The 17,981-nt window shown below is 45.2% G+C and carries 15 protein-coding genes; all 15 read left to right on the forward strand.

Annotated features, from left to right (window positions below; translation table 11 throughout):
- Positions 1 to 20: 20 nt before the first annotated feature.
- Positions 21 to 671: a translation elongation factor Ts gene (gene tsf, locus ACYCSE_RS20080; RefSeq protein WP_013309917.1), complete on the forward strand. Its 651-nt coding sequence runs from the start codon at positions 21 to 23 to the stop codon at positions 669 to 671.
- 121 nt (positions 672 to 792) lie between these two features.
- Positions 793 to 1,521 carry a UMP kinase gene (gene pyrH, locus ACYCSE_RS20085; RefSeq protein WP_013309918.1) on the forward strand — a complete coding sequence of 243 codons (729 nt, stop codon included), beginning with the start codon at positions 793 to 795 and terminating at the stop codon, positions 1,519 to 1,521.
- Positions 1,521 to 2,075, forward strand: coding sequence for a ribosome recycling factor (gene frr / locus ACYCSE_RS20090; protein ID WP_440723077.1), 555 nt, complete (start codon positions 1,521 to 1,523; stop codon positions 2,073 to 2,075). The genes pyrH and frr overlap by 1 nt, the downstream gene beginning before the upstream one ends.
- Before the next feature lie 84 nt (positions 2,076 to 2,159).
- Positions 2,160 to 2,927, forward strand: coding sequence for an isoprenyl transferase (locus ACYCSE_RS20095; protein ID WP_023988210.1), 768 nt, complete (start codon positions 2,160 to 2,162; stop codon positions 2,925 to 2,927).
- A 17-nt stretch (positions 2,928 to 2,944) separates the two neighbouring features.
- Entirely contained in the window at positions 2,945 to 3,736 is a 792-nt protein-coding gene (locus ACYCSE_RS20100; RefSeq protein ID WP_029517015.1) for a phosphatidate cytidylyltransferase, read from the forward strand.
- A gap of 145 nt (positions 3,737 to 3,881) precedes the next feature.
- Positions 3,882 to 5,021 carry a 1-deoxy-D-xylulose-5-phosphate reductoisomerase gene (locus ACYCSE_RS20105; RefSeq protein WP_250261622.1) on the forward strand — a complete coding sequence of 380 codons (1,140 nt, stop codon included), beginning with the start codon at positions 3,882 to 3,884 and terminating at the stop codon, positions 5,019 to 5,021.
- A 106-nt stretch (positions 5,022 to 5,127) separates the two neighbouring features.
- On the forward strand, positions 5,128 to 6,399 hold the full coding sequence (rseP, locus tag ACYCSE_RS20110) for an RIP metalloprotease RseP (RefSeq protein ID WP_061829443.1): 1,272 nt from the start codon (positions 5,128 to 5,130) through the stop codon (positions 6,397 to 6,399).
- Positions 6,400 to 6,450: 51 nt separating this feature from the next.
- Positions 6,451 to 7,899, forward strand: coding sequence for a proline--tRNA ligase (gene proS, locus ACYCSE_RS20115; RefSeq protein ID WP_069291738.1), 1,449 nt, complete (start codon positions 6,451 to 6,453; stop codon positions 7,897 to 7,899).
- A gap of 202 nt (positions 7,900 to 8,101) precedes the next feature.
- A complete protein-coding gene (locus ACYCSE_RS20120; protein ID WP_250268108.1) occupies positions 8,102 to 12,418 on the forward strand; it encodes a PolC-type DNA polymerase III in 4,317 nt (1,438 codons plus the stop codon).
- 312 nt (positions 12,419 to 12,730) lie between these two features.
- Positions 12,731 to 13,192: a ribosome maturation factor RimP gene (gene rimP / locus ACYCSE_RS20125; protein ID WP_061829440.1), complete on the forward strand. Its 462-nt coding sequence runs from the start codon at positions 12,731 to 12,733 to the stop codon at positions 13,190 to 13,192.
- A 101-nt stretch (positions 13,193 to 13,293) separates the two neighbouring features.
- Positions 13,294 to 14,391, forward strand: a complete 1,098-nt coding sequence (nusA, locus tag ACYCSE_RS20130) for a transcription termination factor NusA (RefSeq protein ID WP_013309927.1) — start codon at positions 13,294 to 13,296, stop codon at positions 14,389 to 14,391.
- Positions 14,392 to 14,414: 23 nt separating this feature from the next.
- Positions 14,415 to 14,723, forward strand: a complete 309-nt coding sequence (gene rnpM / locus ACYCSE_RS20135) for an RNase P modulator RnpM (protein WP_007430067.1) — start codon at positions 14,415 to 14,417, stop codon at positions 14,721 to 14,723.
- Positions 14,716 to 15,039 carry a L7Ae/L30e/S12e/Gadd45 family ribosomal protein gene (locus tag ACYCSE_RS20140; RefSeq protein ID WP_459699553.1) on the forward strand — a complete coding sequence of 108 codons (324 nt, stop codon included), beginning with the start codon at positions 14,716 to 14,718 and terminating at the stop codon, positions 15,037 to 15,039. The genes rnpM and ACYCSE_RS20140 overlap by 8 nt, the downstream gene beginning before the upstream one ends.
- Complete coding sequence (gene infB / locus ACYCSE_RS20145) at positions 15,032 to 17,587, forward strand: translation initiation factor IF-2 (protein WP_061829439.1); 2,556 nt, start codon at positions 15,032 to 15,034, stop codon at positions 17,585 to 17,587. Before ACYCSE_RS20140 ends, infB begins: the two co-directional genes overlap by 8 nt.
- 20 nt (positions 17,588 to 17,607) lie before the next feature.
- Complete coding sequence (rbfA, locus tag ACYCSE_RS20150) at positions 17,608 to 17,958, forward strand: 30S ribosome-binding factor RbfA (protein ID WP_010346342.1); 351 nt, start codon at positions 17,608 to 17,610, stop codon at positions 17,956 to 17,958.
- Positions 17,959 to 17,981: the final 23 nt, after the last annotated feature.

A 17,981-nucleotide genomic window follows, 5' to 3' on the forward strand; every position in this document is an offset into this window, starting at 1 on the left:
CAAATTTGGAGGGAAATAATATGGCAGTTAATGCTAGCGCAGTAAAAGAGCTTCGTGAAAAAACAGGCGCAGGAATGCTGGATTGTAAAAAAGCGCTTGAAGAAGCAAACGGTGATTTGACAAAAGCGGTTGAAGTTCTGCGCGAAAAAGGACTTGCAGCTGCAGCCAACAAAGCAGGTCGTATTGCTACTGAAGGTGTTGTTGAATCCTACATTCATGCTGGCGGCCGTATCGGCGTACTGGTAGAAGTAAACTGCGAAACAGACTTCGTAGCTAAAACAGACCAGTTCAGAGATTTTGTACGCGACATTGCAATGCATATCGCTGCATCGAACCCTCGTTATGTTCGTCGTGAAGAAGTGCCACAGGAAGAAATCGAAAAAGAAAAAGAAATCCTGAAAGCACAAGCTCTGAACGAAGGTAAACCAGAGAAAATCGTTGAAAAAATGGTTGAAGGCCGCATTGGTAAGTTCTATGAGGAGTTCTGCTTGTTGGAGCAATCTTTCATCAAAGATCCAGACAAAACAATCTCCACGCTTATCAACGAAAAAATCAGTACAATTGGCGAAAACATCTCCCTGCGTCGCTTTGTTCGTTTTGAACTGGGTGAAGGTCTGGAGAAAAAAGAAGATAACTTCTACGAAGAAGTTATGTCTCAAGTGAAACAATAATTACCAACGAACGGTAATTGCATATGGAAAAAACGGAAATGGAACACATCAGTGTTCCTTTTCTTGCAACAGGACACCTATCCTGTTACATAAAGTATAAATGATATTGGAGGGTGATCATTTGGAAAAACCTGTGTTTAAGCGTGTTGTCCTGAAAGTTAGTGGTGAATCGCTGTCAGGTCCTAACGGTTACGGTATTGATGCGGATACGATTGCGTCCATTGCCGAACAAGTCAAAGACGTGGTGGAACTGGGAGTAGAAGTTGCTATCGTGTGTGGTGGCGGTAACATCTGGCGTGGTATTGCTGGAAGTGCCAACGGAATTGACCGGGCCACGGCAGATTACATGGGTATGCTGGCAACAGTGATGAACTCACTGGCCTTACAGGATGCTTTGGAACAGATTGAAGTACCTACTCGTGTACAAACATCCATTGCGATGCAACAGATTGCTGAACCTTATATCCGCCGTAGAGCTATCCGTCATTTGGAAAAAGGTCGGGTTGTTATTTTTGCAGCAGGTACAGGTAATCCGTTCTTCTCGACTGATACTACTGCTGCATTACGTGCTGCTGAAATTGAAGCGGAAGTAATTCTGATGGCTAAAAATAAAGTGGATGGCGTATATTCTGCTGATCCGTTTAAAGATAGCACAGCCGAGAAATATGAGCAGCTTACGTATTTGGATGTGCTCAACAAAAATCTCGGTGTCATGGATTCTACCGCTTCCTCGTTGTGCATGGATAACAATATTCCGTTGATTGTCTTTGCTATTACAGAGCAAGGTAACATTAAACGTGTCGTGCTGGGTGAGAAAATTGGTACGATCGTCAAAGGGAGTGTAAATTAATGCCACAATCTGTGAAAAAGAGTGCTGAGGAACGCATGCAAAAAGCAATCCAAGCATTGCAACGTGATCTTGCATCTTTGCGTGCAGGACGGGCGACACCAGCTTTACTGGACCGTGTACAGGTAGAGTATTATGGTGCAATGACTCCAGTCAACCAGCTGGCGAATATCAATACACCTGACAGCCGGACCTTGATGATTCAGCCTTGGGACAAATCTTCCTTGGCCGATATCGAGCGCGCTATACAAAAATCCGATTTAGGTTTGACACCTTCGAATGATGGTAACACCATTCGTCTGAGCATTCCTGCTTTGACGGAGGAACGCAGAACTGACTTGGTGAAGTTGACGAAGAAGAACGGTGAAGAAGCGAAGATCGCTATTCGTAACATTCGTCGTGATGCCAATGATGACATCAAAAAATTGGAGAAAAGTGATATTTCCGAGGACGAATCTCGTAAACATCAGGAAGATATCCAGAAAACAACTGATAAGTTTATCGCTGAAGTGGATAGAGTTTTAGCTGCAAAAGAAAAAGAAATTATGGAAGTTTAAAAGATTGGCAGCCCCTCCCTTACGGTGGGGTTTGTCTCTTTTCAAGCCTGAGGCACATTTTCAGAGAATGCTGGAGGAACTGGAATGATCAAACGGGTTCGGTCTTGGTGGAACGGGGAACAAAAACAGCAAACACCGGCCATTTCAAAAGACAATATTCCGCAGCATGTTGCTGTCATCATGGATGGGAACGGCAGATGGGCCAAACGGATTGGAATGCCGCGGATTGTAGGGCACCAAAATGGAATGAAGGCAGTGAAACGCACAGCAATTGCAGCGGATGAACTGGGTATTAAGTATTTAACTTTGTTTGCATTTTCAACTGAAAATTGGACGCGTCCAAAGGACGAAGTTGATTTTCTAATGCGCTTACCGCAGGAATTTCTGGCTATTGAGCTAGATGAGCTGATTGAAAAAAATGTGCAAGTGCGTATGATGGGCAATAAGGAACATTTACCTTCCCATACCGTTGAGGCGCTGACTGAAGCGACTCGACGAACTGAAAATAATACCGGACTTGTTCTTAATTTTGCATTAAATTATGGAAGTCGGTTGGAAATCACAGAATGCATGCAAACATTGGGCCGTCAAATTGCGGATGGGAAGCTTAAAACAGAAGATATAACATCTGAGCTGATCGGTAATACGTTACTTTCTAGTGGTATGCCAGACCCTGATTTACTGATTCGAACAAGCGGTGAGCTTAGACTTAGTAATTTTATGCTCTGGCAGCTTGCCTACAGTGAGTTGTGGTTTACTGATATTTATTGGCCTGAGTTTAAGAAAGAACACTTATACGAAGCAGTGATCGAATATCAGCAAAGAACACGGCGGTATGGCGGACTGAAGTAAATGGAGGATGAAAGCCGTTGAGACAGAGATTAATTACCGGTATTCTGGCAGGCATATTCTTTTTGGCGATGGTCCTGTGGGGCGGCTTGGCCTACCATTTGCTTATATTGGCGATGGCCCTAATCGGATTTTATGAGTTCGCACGAATGACGCAGGTATCTCCTTTTGGAGGTACAGCAATACTTGGATACGTAAGCATATTAGCTTTTGTATTCCCGTATGAACCTTTTGGTTTGCACTCACCCTTACCCTTTGCCAGTATGCTTTGGCTGGTAATGATAGCTTTTATGATCATCACGGTAGGAACAAAAAATAAAATCCCGATTCAAACGGTAGCTATATTATTTCTTGGTACCGTTTATATAGGGTTTGGATTTTCGTATATTGCGGAATCACGTCATATGGAACATGGACTGTTATGGACATTTTTATTATTGGCTTGTATTTGGGCAAGTGATGCAGGGGCATATTTTGTAGGCAAAATGGCAGGAAAGACGAAATTATGGCCTGCGATCAGTCCTAACAAAACGGTTGAAGGATCCATTGGCGGCATCGTTTTAGCGTTGGTTATAGCTCTTGTATTCGCTGGATTATCGGGTGGACTGCTGCCATGGGGCAAAGCCATCGGTATCGGTTTGTCATGTGCAGTTGTGGGACAACTGGGCGATTTGGTACAATCTGCATACAAACGAGTGTACGGCATTAAAGATTCCGGTAATCTGCTGCCAGGGCACGGTGGTATACTAGACCGCTGCGACAGCTGGATTGTCGTTTTTCCATTTGTACATATGCTGATGCTGCTTCCATGAGTCTATTGATTACAGTTTATGCTCAGGCTAATCTCTATGCTGCTCACTCTGCGCTACTAGAAGGTTGGAACCAGTAGCATAGCTGCCTGAATAACAATCAATGAGCTCCTGGATAAAAGTGATTTTCAGGATAGGAAGGTGCATCATGAAAAGAATTACGGTACTTGGTTCAACCGGATCTATTGGAACTCAAACGCTGGATGTAGTGTCCATGCACCCGGATCAGTTTACTGTTGAGGCTTTAGCAGGTGGTTCTAATATAAAGTTACTTGCTGAGCAGGCTCATCTTTATAAACCCAAAAAAGTGTCTGTGGGTACTCGGCAGTTGGCGGATGAAATTCGTCCTTTACTGCCTTCTGGAACGGAACTGTATTGGGGAAATGAAGGACTCGTTGAGCTTGCTGCGAACACAGAGGCGGATATGGTTGTGACGGCTGTAATGGGCAGTGTCGGATTGCACTCCACGCTGGCCGCAATTGAGGCTGGAAAACAGATCGGTTTGGCCAATAAGGAAACACTGGTTACTGCTGGTCATCTGGTCACAGCGCGGGCTCGGGCGAAAGGAGTGCCGTTGCTGCCGATTGACAGTGAGCATTCAGCTATTTTCCAATGCTTGAATGGTGAGCGTATGAAAGATGTGGCACATATTACTCTCACAGCATCAGGGGGTTCTTTTCGAGATTTGACAAGAGAACAGTTGCGTGAAGTTACAGTGGAAGATGCACTCAAGCATCCCAATTGGTCAATGGGGGCCAAAATTACAATTGATTCAGCAACGATGGTAAACAAGGGGCTGGAAGTCATTGAGGCGCATTGGCTATTCGGACTTGATTATGAGCAGATTCATGTGTTGCTTCATCCGGAAAGCATTATTCATTCCTATGTTGAGTTTCAGGATACAAGCATTGTTGCTCAACTTGGGAATCCGGACATGAGAGTACCCATTCAATATGCATTGACTTATCCTGAGCGTATGAAGTCCCCGGCGAAGCCGTTGTCACTGGCTGAAGTGGGCAGACTCCATTTTAAGGAAATGGATTATAATCGTTTTCCTTGTTTAAGGCTTGCCTTCGAATGTGGTAAAATGGGTGGTACAGCACCGACCGCATTTAATGCAGCTAATGAGATTGCTGTTGCCCGTTTCCTGCGTGGAGAAATTTCTTTTCTGCATATTGAAGCTATTATTGAACGTGTGCTGGAGCGGCATGTCAATGTGGCTAATCCTGATCTGTCTGCGATTGAAGCATGTGACGGAGAGACTCGTAGCATAGCTGCAGAATTGTAGGCTAATGTTGGGTTAGAAACGAAATGTGATTCTCTTGTGCGGGATCGGAGAATAATGATAATCTAGGAAGACAAACTCGATCTCATTGAAAGGGGAACGGAAACGATTGGAAACGATTCAAATAGTGTTGATGACGGTGCTCATGTTTTTCGTCATAGTGACAGTGCATGAATGGGGGCATTATTATTTTGCCAAGCGCGCCGGGATTCTGGTACGGGAGTTTGCGATCGGTTTCGGTCCGAAACTGTTTTCTTATAAAAGAAACGAGACGCGATTTACGTTGCGTTTGTTGCCGTTCGGTGGCTTTGCCCGCATGGCGGGAGAGGATCCGGAGGTCAATGAAATTGAGACCGGACAAACGATTGCTGTACGCGTAACGGATGACGTCGTGAAGACCATCTATCTGGATCAACTGGATAATCGTAAGAATGTGGTGCGCGGCGAAGTGTTGGATATTGATCTGGAACAGTCGTTAACTTTAAAATTGGATGTAGATGGCGAAGATCAGCAATACACTGTACACCCGCAAGCGATGATGGTAACCAAAGGTCAATCCATTCAGATTGCACCCAAGGATCGGCAGTATGGGAGTAAAACAGTAGGACAGCGTGCGATGGCTATTTTTGCTGGACCACTGATGAATTTTATTCTTGCCTTTATTTTGTTTGGTCTGCATATTCAGATGGTCGGCATACAAGTGGACAACCCGACGTATGTCCAAATTAGTGAAATTACAGCAGGTATGCCTGCTGCTGAAGCTGATTTGCATAAGGGAGATATCATCGAATCGGTGAATGGAATAGCCATTGGTGCGAATGTTGAAAACATGATCAAACTGATTGCGGATTCTCAAGACAAGCCGATGAAGTGGACGGTTCGCCGTGATAATAAGACCTTTGATCTTACTATTACACCTCGTGCAATGGAAGGACAAAAGGGTGGCAAGGTGGGCATTGTGCCTGAACTTCCAAAACGCCAAGCAGGTGTGGGTGAAACGTTCAAATTTGCCGGGCAATCCATGGTCAGAACGACCGATATTATTTTTCAAGGATTTAGCCAGCTTATTCAACGTTTTTCTATCAATGACCTGGGAGGACCGGTACGTACTTTTGAAGTGACGGGGCAAATTGCCAAGCAGGGGATTGAGCAGTTGACGTATTGGACTGCTATAATGAGTCTTTATCTGGGGATATTTAATTTATTGCCTATTCCGGCGCTGGATGGAAGCAGACTTGTTTTCCTTGGTGTGGAGGCGGTAAGAGGGCGTCCCGTCGATCCGAGCAGGGAAGGAATGGTCCATTTCGTTGGTTTTGCTATGCTATTCCTGCTTATGATTGCGGTCACGTATAACGATATTTTACGCTTAATTAATGGTTAATTAGAGACGGACTTATATAAAAACGGTCTGTATGGGAGGACATGCATTTCTATGTCGAACGATAAACAGTTTGTCGAGGAAATTACGCCGCAGAGCGAAGATTTTTCCCGATGGTATATTGATGTTATTAAAAAAGCAGAACTGATGGATTATTCCCCTGTTCGCGGATGTATTGTATTCCGCCCCGATGGTTTTGAAATCTGGGAGCATATCAAGGAAGCCATGGACGTGCGCTTCAGAGAAACAGGGCACCGTAATGCCTATTTTCCAATGTTCATTCCAGAAAGCTTTTTTCAAAAGGAAAAAGAGCATGTTGAAGGGTTTAATCCTGAACTGCCTTGGGTAACCGAGGCTGGTGGGGAAAAGCTGGAAGAGCGTCTTGCAATTCGTCCGACTTCGGAAACCATGATTGGTCATATGTACTCCAAATGGATTCAATCCTATCGTGATCTGCCTGTGCTTATTAACCAATGGGCTAATGTAGTGCGTTGGGAAAAACGCACGCTGCCTTTCTTGCGCACAAGTGAATTTTTGTGGCAAGAAGGTCACACGGCCCATGAAACAGAAGAAGAAGCACGCGAAGAAACGATGAAAATGCTGGAAGTATACCGTGAGGTTATTGAGGAAGTTCTAGCTATTCCGGTCATTACTGGACAGAAAACACCTTCTGAAAAGTTTGCAGGTGCGAAGGATACATTTTCACTGGAAGCGATGATGAAGGATGGACGGGCGGTACAAGCTGGGACCTCCCACTATATGGGAACTAATTTTGCCGTTGCATTTGACATTAAATATTTGAGTCGTGAAAACAACTTGGAATTCGCGCATACGACTTCATGGGGAACAAGTACACGTTTGATCGGTGCACTGATTATGGTACATGGAGATGACCGTGGTCTGGCATTGCCTCCTAAAGTTGCGCCTACGCAGGTTATTATGGTTCCAATTGGACCACCTAAGAAGCGTGATGCCGTTATCGCTCGTGCAGATGAACTATTTGCTGAGTTGAAACAAGCGGGAGTGCGTGTTAAAATGGACGACCGCAGCGATGTAAGTCCAGGTTGGAAATTTAATGAATATGAAATGCGCGGTGTGCCGGTTCGTCTGGAAATCGGACCTCGTGATATGGAAAACGGTGTCTGTGTGCTCGTGTCCCGCATCAGCGGTGAGAAAAAAATCGTGCAGCAGGATAACCTGGTTGAGGAAGTACACGCGATGCTCGCACAGGTACAGCAGGAGATGTTTGATCGTGCAAAAAATTTCATGGAAGAAAACTTCTATTCCGTCGATACGCTGGATGAAATGAAGACTCTCATGGAAGAAAAACGCGGCTTTACTTTGGCAGGCTGGTGCGGAGCTGAAGAATGTGAAGACAAAGTTAAAGAAGTAACAGGTGCTACAAGCCGTAACATACCGTTTAAAACAACCGAGCAAAAGTCCACATGTTTGTGTTGTGGCAAACCTGCCAAGCATACAGTAGTGTTTGCACGGGCGTATTAATATAGATGTAGGGCAATATCACTATACTCACTTCATTCTTCTTGCTGACATGGTAGCTGTTACGGGACAATGTTCCGAAGGATCTATGTCGTTGTGAGAAGGATTGAAGAGGGCTACGAAAAGCTTTTGCGGTCGGAGATGTTTTTGACGCAGAAGCTTTTCATGTTTTCAGAATGGTAGATTTAAAATTGGGGGGAGAGCCATGGGCGGAGCTGAAGAAAAGAGAAAGCGGCTGGAACTGCTGATGAAGCAAGTTGGGATGCCGGCTGGAGTGGTTGAACCTTATTTTTTGGACGGTTGGATTGATCAAGTGGAGATTAGCCGTACCAATAAGGATTGGAATATCACCATTGCCAAGGAGACACTGGTCCCCGCTCAGGTGTATCGTACGTTCTGTATTCAAGTACAGGAAAAAATGAGTCACATCGCAAAAATTACGTTCCGTTTTCAGTATAGTGAGCAGATTCAGCCTGGTGATATCATTAGTGAATACTGGAAACTTTTTCTAGAGTGGGTGCATCGTGAGATCCCATCTGTTAACGGTTGGATGAATCGGGCTGTGCATGAGTGGGAAGACGGTCTATTATTGCTGACGATGAGCGACAGTATGTCATTGGAACTGGCGCGTAAAAAACAGATAGATCAAGCTATCATCAAATTTTACGATAAATATTTCGGACTCTCTATGCGCATTAAAGTCCAAGTGGGTGAAAGTAACCAGGAGGCATTACAGCAATTCCAAGAAAAGAAGATGCAGGAAGAACGCGAAGTTATTCAGCAGATGATGGAAAGTATGGAATCCGAAATGCCGCCTTTGGATGAAGAAGAAGGAGACGTACGGCTTCAATTTGGTTATGACATCAAAGAACCAGCTGTTCCGATGCAAGATATTCAGGACGAAGAGAAAAAAGTCACCTTACAAGGAACAATCTTCGGTTTGGATAGTAAAGAATTGCGCAATGGCAGTACGTTGTTTACGTATTATTTGACCGACTTTAGTGATTCCCTGCAAATGAAAATGTTTGCTAAAACTAAAGAAGATCTAAAGATCCTCAGTTTGTTGGCTAACGGGAAATGGGTCAAAGTGCGGGGGCGAGTTGAATATGATCGTTTTATGCAAATTCCCGAGCTGGTTATGATTCCTTCCGATCTAGTTGAAGTACAGGCTCCACCCACACGTAAGGATAATGCAGAGGAAAAACGGGTTGAGTTCCATCTCCACACAAAGATGAGTGCTATGGATGCTGTTGCCTCGATTGATCAATACGTCAAAACAGCTGCCAAATGGGGGCACAAGGCGATTGCGGTCACTGATCATGGCGGTGTGCAGTGCTACCCTGATGCAGCTAAGGCTGCAAAGAAAAACGGCATTAAAATGATCTACGGTGTTGAGGCCAACGTGGTTAATGATGCCGTTGAGGTTGTAATGCAGGCACAACCATTAAATTTGAAAACAGCGACTTATGTCGTTTTTGATATTGAAACCACCGGTTTATCGGTTACACAGAATAAAATCATTGAGATTGCGGCTGTAAAAATGCATGATGGCAAAGAAGTTGATCGTTATGCTACCTTTGTTAATCCGCATGAGCGCATACCATACAATATCCAGCAACTGACCAACATTAACGATGAAATGGTCAAGGACGCGCCGGATGTAGAACCTGTTATGAAGGAGTTTGTAGCTTTTGCTGGCGATGCTGTATTGGTTGCCCATAATGCGCGATTTGATGTCGGCTTTATCCAGGCGACCCTTCGAAATATGGGTTTGCCTGAAATGACCAATCCGGTACTGGATACGCTAGAACTGGCTCGTTTACTGTTTCCAACAATGAAAAACCACCGTCTGAATACGCTGACGACCAAATATAAAGTGGCGCTAGAAAGTCATCACCGAGCCATTGACGATACAGTCGCACTGACTGAAGTGCTGAATGGCTTGTTGAATGATGCGGAACAAATTAAGGGTTTAAAAATGCTCGATCGTCTGAATGATTATGTGGGTAAGGATTTATCGACCGTTCGTCCTTTTCACTGCTGTATTTATGCCCTCAATCCGATTGGTAAAAAAAATCTGTACAAGCTGGTTTCGATGTCTCATACCGAATATTTCAAGCGTGTGCCTTGTATTCCTAAATCCAAATTGTCAGAAATGAGAGACGGATTGCTTATTATTTCTGGTTGCGAAAAAGGAGAGTTCTTTGAGGCTGTGTTAAACAAGTCCGAGGAAGAGGCCGAGGAAATTGCACAGTTTTATGATGTGCTGGAGATTCAACCTTTGACGATGTATATGCATTTAGTAGAAAAACAACTGGTAAGCGGGCCCGATGCTCTGAAAACGGCAATACGCAAAGTATGCGAAATTGGACGGCGACTTGATAAGCCCGTAATTGCCACAGGCAATGTTCACTATTTGGAAACTCGCGATAAGTTGTACCGTGATATTACGATACACGGCATTACGGGATTTAGCCCGCTAAAAGATATTCGTAAGCCAGATGCGCATTTACGCACTACAGACGAAATGCTGGCAGAATTCGAGTTTTTGGGCGAGGAGAAAGCCTATGAAGTCGTTGTGAAGAATACCAGTGAGTTGGCGGATCGATTTGAGGAGCTGGAGCTGTTCCCTGACAAGCTGTTCACACCTTTGCTGGATGGGGCGGACGAGGAAATCCGCAACACTTGCTACGAGACAGCTAAATCCATCTATGGTGAGGAATTGCCCGAAGTGGTTGTAGCCCGTCTTGAAAAAGAACTAGAGCCGATTATTAAATACGGTTTCTCTGCCAACTATCTCATTTCCGAGCGTTTGGTTAAAAAGTCTAATAAGGATGGATATCTGGTAGGTTCACGGGGTTCTGTTGGATCTTCTGTAGTCGCTACCTTTCTCGGTATTTCCGAGGTTAATCCACTGCCTGCACATTATATTTGCGGTAATCCTGAATGCAGACATAGCGAATGGATTTTGGACGGTAGTGTGCCGAGCGGATTTGACTTGCCGGACAAAAACTGTCCCAAATGCGGTGGCAAACTGAAGGGTGAGGGACAGGATATTCCGTTTGAAACGTTTCTTGGGTTTAAGGGAGATAAAGTTCCCGATATTGACTTGAACTTTTCTGGCGAATATCAGCCTGTCGCACATAACTATACGAAAGTATTATTTGGTGAGAAAAGTGTATTCCGTGCTGGAACCATCGGTACAGTTGCCGAGAAAACAGCCTTTGGCTTTGCAAAGAAATATGAAGAGGCGCATCATAAAAAATGGCGTGGGGCTGAGCTGAACAGGCTGGCTTCGGGCTGTACAGGGGTCAAACGCAGTACCGGGCAACATCCAGGCGGAATTGTCGTTGTTCCCGATTATATTGAGGTCGAGGATATTACGCCGGTACAGTACCCCGCCGATGATACAAGCTCGGAATGGAAAACAACGCATTTTGATTATCACGCTTTTGATGCGAATCTACTCAAACTCGATATTCTGGGTCATGATGATCCGACCATGATGAGGATGCTTCAGGATTTGACTGGTGTCGATCCTACGACCATTCCAATGAATGATCCAAAGGTGATGAGCATGTTCAACTCCACGGAGGCGCTCGGTGTAACACCCCAGCAAATCCGCACACCTGTAGCTACCTATGGTGTACCAGAAATGGGGACGAAGTTTGTACGCCAAATGCTAGTAGAGTCGCAGCCAAGTTCTTTTGCTGACTTACTGCAAATATCCGGACTGTCTCACGGCACGGGCGTATGGTTGGGGAACGCACAGGAACTGATTAAGAATAATACCTGTAACATCAAGACTGTAATTGGTTGCCGTGATGACATCATGCTATTTTTGATTTACAAGGCAGGGATGGACGCAGGTCTGGCCTTTAAAATTACGGAGAGCGTACGTAAAGGTAAGGGGCTTAGTGCTGAATGGATTGAGGAAATGAAAAAATGCAAGGTGCCACAGTGGTACATTGATTCCTGTCTGAAAATCCAGTACATGTTTCCGAAGGCGCATGCTGCAGCCTACGTTATTTCAGCAGTGCGCACAGCGTACTTTAAGCTGTATCATCCGATTGAATATTATGCGACTTACTTTTCAGTACGTGCAGCCGATTTTGATATTGAACTGTGCTGTCAGGGATATGATGCAATCGCACGGAAGATTGTCGAAATCGAGCAACTCGGCTTTCAGGCACCGCCCAAAGAAAAAGGGATGCTTCCGATCCTGGAAATGGCCCTGGAAATGACGGCTCGCGGGTTTAGTTTTAAATCCATTGATTTGTACCGTTCTGAAGCTACACGCTTCAAGGTGGATGGAGATTCACTCATTCCGCCATTCGGAGCTCTTCAGGGAATTGGGGACAATGCAGCACGTAACATCGCAGCCTCCCGTGAACATGGTGAATTTTTGTCTGTCGAGGATTTTCAACAAAAATCGAAAGCTAGTAAAACCATTGTCGAAATGCTGTCCCAGATGGGTTGCTTTCGAGGTCTGCCAGAGAGTAATCAGCTGTCTCTGTTTTAATCCGAACCACAGTAGTCAAGCTCTGGCACTTGTCACATAACTATGGTTATGTTATAATTTTTTTGGTAATCATGGAGATAAAACCGTTGCTAAAAGAGTGGGGAAACCCACTCTTTACTGTTTGATATACAGTTACAACGTGAAAAGGTTATTTTTGGGCACGAAACCGGTACGCCGGTTTATTTGCAGTGAGCCCGAAATGAACATTACATCAAATGAAAATGAAAAAGCCGGTGATGGAGAAGCATTGTCCATGGTAATAGGGCGTCTTTTTTTCACCACAGGAAAGTTCACTTTTGGAGGTTATAATCTTTGAGCACACCAAAGATCAAATCAGTAGTAGAAGAAATGGCCCAACCTTTCCTCGATGAGCATGGTTTTGAACTGGTCGATGTCGAGTATGTCAAAGAGGGTAGCAATTGGTTTCTTCGCGTTTTTGTGGACAAAGACGGAGGAATTGATCTGGACGACTGCAGTATGATCAGTGAATATCTGGGTCAAAAGTTGGATGAAAATGACCCTGTTTCTACAGCATATTTTCTGGAAGTGTCTTCACCAGGCGCCGAAAGACCGCTGAAAAAAGCGGAGGATGTTACTAAAGCGGTAGGCAAAAACGTATTCGTTACTACATACGAGCCGATCAACGGCCTGAAGGAATTCGAAGGTCGTTTGCTTTCTTTTGAAGACGGGGAACTCACCGTTCAAAGCGGACAAAAGAAGCATGCCATACCTTATGACAAGGTAGCTGGTGCAAGGCTCGCGATCATATTTTAATTCAGATTTGACTGTTGCTGTTTGACATGTACTACATGTTTTTTTGCCTCGTGTGCCGACCAGTACGCAGGTGCATCATTTGAAAGGGGGAGCAGTAATCCATGAGTATGGATTTTATTGAAGCAATGAACGAGTTGGAAAGAGAAAAGGGGATCAGCAAGGATGTGCTGTTTGAGGCCATTGAAGCAGCCTTGATTTCCAGTTACAAACGGAATTTCAACACCGCACAAAACGTGCGTGTTGATATGAACCGCAACTCGGGAGTCATTAAGGTATATGCCCGCAAGCTGATCGTTGAGGAGGTATTGGATCCTCGCACCGAGATTTCGTTGCCTGCGGCCCGTGAGATTAACCCGCATTTTCAGTTGGAAGATATCGCTGAAATCGAAGTCACACCACGTGATTTTGGACGGATTGCTGCACAAACTGCGAAGCAAGTCGTGACCCAGCGTATCCGCGAAGCGGAACGGGGACTGATCTACAACAAGTTTGTGGACAAGGAAGAAGATATTGTAACAGGAACTGTACAGCGCCAAGACCCGCGTAACATTTATATTGATCTTGGTAAGGTGGAAGCGGTTCTCCCGTTAGGTGAATTGATGCCTAATGAGAAATTTAGCCATCTGGATCGAATCAAGGCTTATATTACCAAAGTAGAAAACACAACCAAAGGACCGCAAATTATGCTGTCCCGATCACATCCGGGTCTGCTTAAGCGTTTGTTCGAACTCGAAGTGCCTGAAATTTTTGATGGTGTTGTAGAGATTCGTTCCGTAGCGCGTGAAGCAGGCTTCCGTTCTAAAATTGCGGTTCATTCCCGTAACGCCGAGGTTGACCCGGTTGGCTCTTGTGTGGGTCCTAGAGGAACACGTGTACAGACTATTGTAAATGAGCTGCGTGGCGAAAAAATCGACATTGTACGTTATTCCGATAATGTTGATGAATACGTGGCTAATGCGCTGAGCCCATCCAAGGTGCTCGAAGTGCAAGTATTTGAAGAAGAGAAAATGGCGCGTGTTATTGTGCCTGATTATCAGCTTTCTCTTGCTATTGGTATCAAAGGGCAAAATGCTCGTCTTGCTGCTAAGCTTACGGGCTGGAAAATTGATATTAAGAGTGAAACACAGGCGGAGGAAGAACTCGGCAGACCGAGAACATCCACCGATGAAATGCATCAGGATTCCGTTTCTGTAGATTAAGCGGAGTGTAGGGGGGTTAATGCATGAAACAGAGAAAGATACCTTTGCGCAAATGTGTGGCCTGTCATGAAATGATGCCAAAGAAGCAGTTGATCCGTGTCGTCAAAACCCCTGAAGACGAAGTGTTGATTGACTTGACTGGCAAAAAGTCGGGACGCGGCGCTTACTTGTGCGGCAAAGCCGCCTGCTTCAAGCTGGCTCAAAAGAGCAAGGCACTGGATCGAGCATTGAAGCACTCGGTTCATCCTGATATTTATGAGCAGCTAAGTCGTGATTTTGCTGCCGTCGAGGAAGAATTCCTGGCGGCACAAGGCAGCGTGCAGGATGAATAAGGCGCTGTCTGGATTGGGTCTTGCCATGAGAGCTGGCAAGCTGCTAACAGGTGATGAGATCGTTTTTAAAGCGATCAGGTCTTCAGAAGCCAAGCTGGTCATTCTTGCGAAAGATGCTTCAATGAATACTCAAAAGAAATTCCGCGACAAATGCGGGACGTACAAAATCCCCTTATTGATAGGATTTGACCGGGAAAGCTTGGGAAGCAGTATCGGCAAACCTGAACGGGTTGTGCTGGCTGTGACGGATCAAGGATTCGCGAAATTGATCAAGAAATATGCGGGGATAATGTCGGAGGTGGAGTATATTGAGTAAACAAGAAAGCAAAGACAAAGTGCGGGTATACGAATACGCCAAATCGTTGAACATGAGCAGCAAAGAAATTATCACCATTCTTAAACGGCTGGATATTCCCGTGAACAACCATATGAGCGTCATGGAACATGATGCCGTAGGTAAAGTGGAAAGTTTTTTTAAGAATATTAAATCCAATGCTGCGGCCAAGCAAGGTGGAGCAGGTACGGCGCAAGTAAGCTCGAATCAGGCCGGTTCAAGCCAGAATAGTAATCATTCAACTGAGCAAACCAAAAATCAACAGGAAAAGCAGGTAAGTATGAATAGGACAAACAACAACCAAAACAGTAACCGAAGTAGCGCTCCAAAAGCGCAAAGCAGTCAGCAGGGCGGTCAAAACCGCAGTCAACAAAGTACTAGCAGACCCACTGGTCAGCAAAGTACACAAAACCGCAGTAATGGTCAACAACAGGGAGGACAACAGCGTCCTAGTGGCAACACAGGTTCGCGTCCTCAAGGTAACCAAAGCACTAACTCACGCCCTCAGGGGAGTAGTCAGGGTGGTACGGCTGTAAGAACATCATCCTCCACAGGTAGCAACAATGCGAACCGTAGTGGTGGCAACCGTACAGGCAGTAACTCCAACAACGGTGGTAACCGTTCCGGTCAAGGACGTTTTGACGATAACCGTCAAGGCGGCGGACGCGGTGGTAACGGTGGTCGCGGAGGCAATAATCGCGGTGGCAGTAATCGTGGCGGGAAATTTAACAATCGTGGTAAAGGTCAACAACAGGAACGTCGCGAGAAAATCGACAACACGCCTAAGAAAATTATTGTGCGTGGTGAGATGACCGTAGGCGAAACAGCCAAGCTTCTTCATAAGGATGCGTCAGAAGTCATCAAAAAGCTGATTATGCTCGGAACGATGGCCACCATTAACCAGGAACTGGATATGGATACCATCCTCTTGCTTGCCGGAGACTTTGGCGTCGAGGTAGAAGTGAAAATTCCGGTCGAAGAAGATCGTTTTGAAACCGTGGAAGAAAATGATGATCCTGCAGATCTGAGAACACGTCCACCAGTTGTAACGATTATGGGTCACGTCGATCATGGTAAAACAACTTTGCTGGATGCCATTCGCTCGACTAATGTAACCGGTGGCGAAGCTGGCGGTATTACACAGCATATTGGTGCATACCAAGTTGAAATTAATAGCAAAAAAATCACTTTCCTGGATACACCGGGTCACGAAGCCTTTACCGCTATGCGTGCACGTGGTGCTCAAGTGACAGATATGACGATTATCGTGGTTGCAGCTGACGACGGTGTTATGCCACAGACGGTCGAAGCTATTAACCATGCGAAGGCAGCAGGTCTGCCAATTATCGTAGCTGTGAACAAGATCGACAAACCGGATGCCAACCCGGATAAAGTGAAGCAAGAACTCACTGAATATGAATTGGTACCTGAAGAGTGGGGCGGCGATACGATTTTCGTCAACGTTTCCGCGAAACAAAGAATGGGTCTGGAAGACCTGCTCGAAATGATTCTGCTCGTAGCTGAAGTGAATGAGTACAAAGCGAACCCGAACAAACGGGCACGTGGTACCATCATCGAGGCAGAACTGGATAAAGGCCGCGGTTCTGTAGCCCGTATCCTCGTTCAGAACGGTACACTGAAAGTCGGCGATGCTTTCGTAGCGGGTAACTGCTTCGGACGTGTGCGTGCTATGGTCAACGATAAAGGTCGTCGTCTTAAGGAAGCGGGTCCTTCCACTCCAGTTGAAATTACTGGTTTGACAGAAGTTCCACTTGCTGGCGATCCATTCATGGTGTTTGAGGATGAGCGCAAAGCTCGTGCTATTGCTGACAGACGTGCGATCACGCAACGCCAATCTGATCTGGGCAGTAATACCCGTGTAACACTGGATGACCTGTTCCAACACATCAAGGATGGCGAAATGAAGGATCTGAACGTCATTATTAAAGGTGACGTACAAGGTTCCGTCGAGGCGTTGAAAGGTTCCTTGAACAAGATTGAAGTCGAAGGTGTGCGCGTTAAAATTCTTCACAGTGGTGCAGGAGCAATCACCGAATCCGATATTATTTTGGCCGCAGCTTCCAATGCTATTGTCATTGGTTTTAATGTTCGTCCGGATAACCAGGCGAAATCTACAGCGGAAGCTGAAAAAGTGGACATTCGTCTACACCGTGTCATTTACAATGTCATTGAAGAAATAGAGCAAGCCATGAAGGGCATGCTGGATCCTGAATATAAAGAAAATGTGATTGGGCATGCTGAAGTACGTAACGTATTCAAAGTTACTAAAGTCGGTACGATCGCTGGTTGTATGGTGACATCCGGTAAAATTACCCGTTCAGCAGAAGCACGCCTGATTCGTGATGGCATCGTCATTTTTGAAGGTAAAATCGACTCACTGAAACGCTTTAAGGACGACGCAAAAGAAGTTGCCCAAGGTTACGAATGCGGTATTACCCTTGATGGCTATAATGATGTTAAGGAACTCGACATTATTGAAGCGTTCGTCATGGAAACAGTGGAGCGCTAACGGCAGAGAGGTGAGCATCCATGGCTAAAATACGTACAGGTCGGGTTGGCGAGCAGATCAAGAAGGAGCTAAGCCAACTCATACAAACTGAATTAAAAGACCCCCGCATCGGTTTTATCACCGTAACGGGTGTCGATCTTACAAATGATTTGTCCCAAGCGAAAATATACTTGAGCGTGCTCGGGGATGAAGAACAAAAAAATTCTTCCCTGAAAGCATTGGACAAAGCGAACGGTTATCTTCGTTCTGAACTCGGCAAACGGATACGGCTGCGCCATATTCCTGAGTTGATTTTCAAAATTGACGAATCTATTGCTTACGGCAGTCGAATTGAAAAACTGCTGAGTGATATCGACAAGGATGAAAAATAAAACTTTTAGTTTGTCTGAAGGAA

The organism is Paenibacillus sp. SEL1, from assembly GCF_054602535.1.

Coding starts and splice junctions, on each gene's coding strand:
- tsf (WP_013309917.1), top strand. CDS start 21: ATGGCAGTTAATGCTAGCGCAGTAAAAGAGCTTCGTGAAAAAACAGGC.
- frr (WP_440723077.1), top strand. CDS start 1,521: ATGCCACAATCTGTGAAAAAGAGTGCTGAGGAACGCATGCAAAAAGCA.
- ACYCSE_RS20095 (WP_023988210.1), top strand. CDS start 2,160: ATGATCAAACGGGTTCGGTCTTGGTGGAACGGGGAACAAAAACAGCAA.
- ACYCSE_RS20105 (WP_250261622.1), top strand. CDS start 3,882: ATGAAAAGAATTACGGTACTTGGTTCAACCGGATCTATTGGAACTCAA.
- proS (WP_069291738.1), top strand. CDS start 6,451: ATGTCGAACGATAAACAGTTTGTCGAGGAAATTACGCCGCAGAGCGAA.
- ACYCSE_RS20120 (WP_250268108.1), top strand. CDS start 8,102: ATGGGCGGAGCTGAAGAAAAGAGAAAGCGGCTGGAACTGCTGATGAAG.
- nusA (WP_013309927.1), top strand. CDS start 13,294: ATGAGTATGGATTTTATTGAAGCAATGAACGAGTTGGAAAGAGAAAAG.
- rnpM (WP_007430067.1), top strand. CDS start 14,415: ATGAAACAGAGAAAGATACCTTTGCGCAAATGTGTGGCCTGTCATGAA.
- ACYCSE_RS20140 (WP_459699553.1), top strand. CDS start 14,716: ATGAATAAGGCGCTGTCTGGATTGGGTCTTGCCATGAGAGCTGGCAAG.
- rbfA (WP_010346342.1), top strand. CDS start 17,608: ATGGCTAAAATACGTACAGGTCGGGTTGGCGAGCAGATCAAGAAGGAG.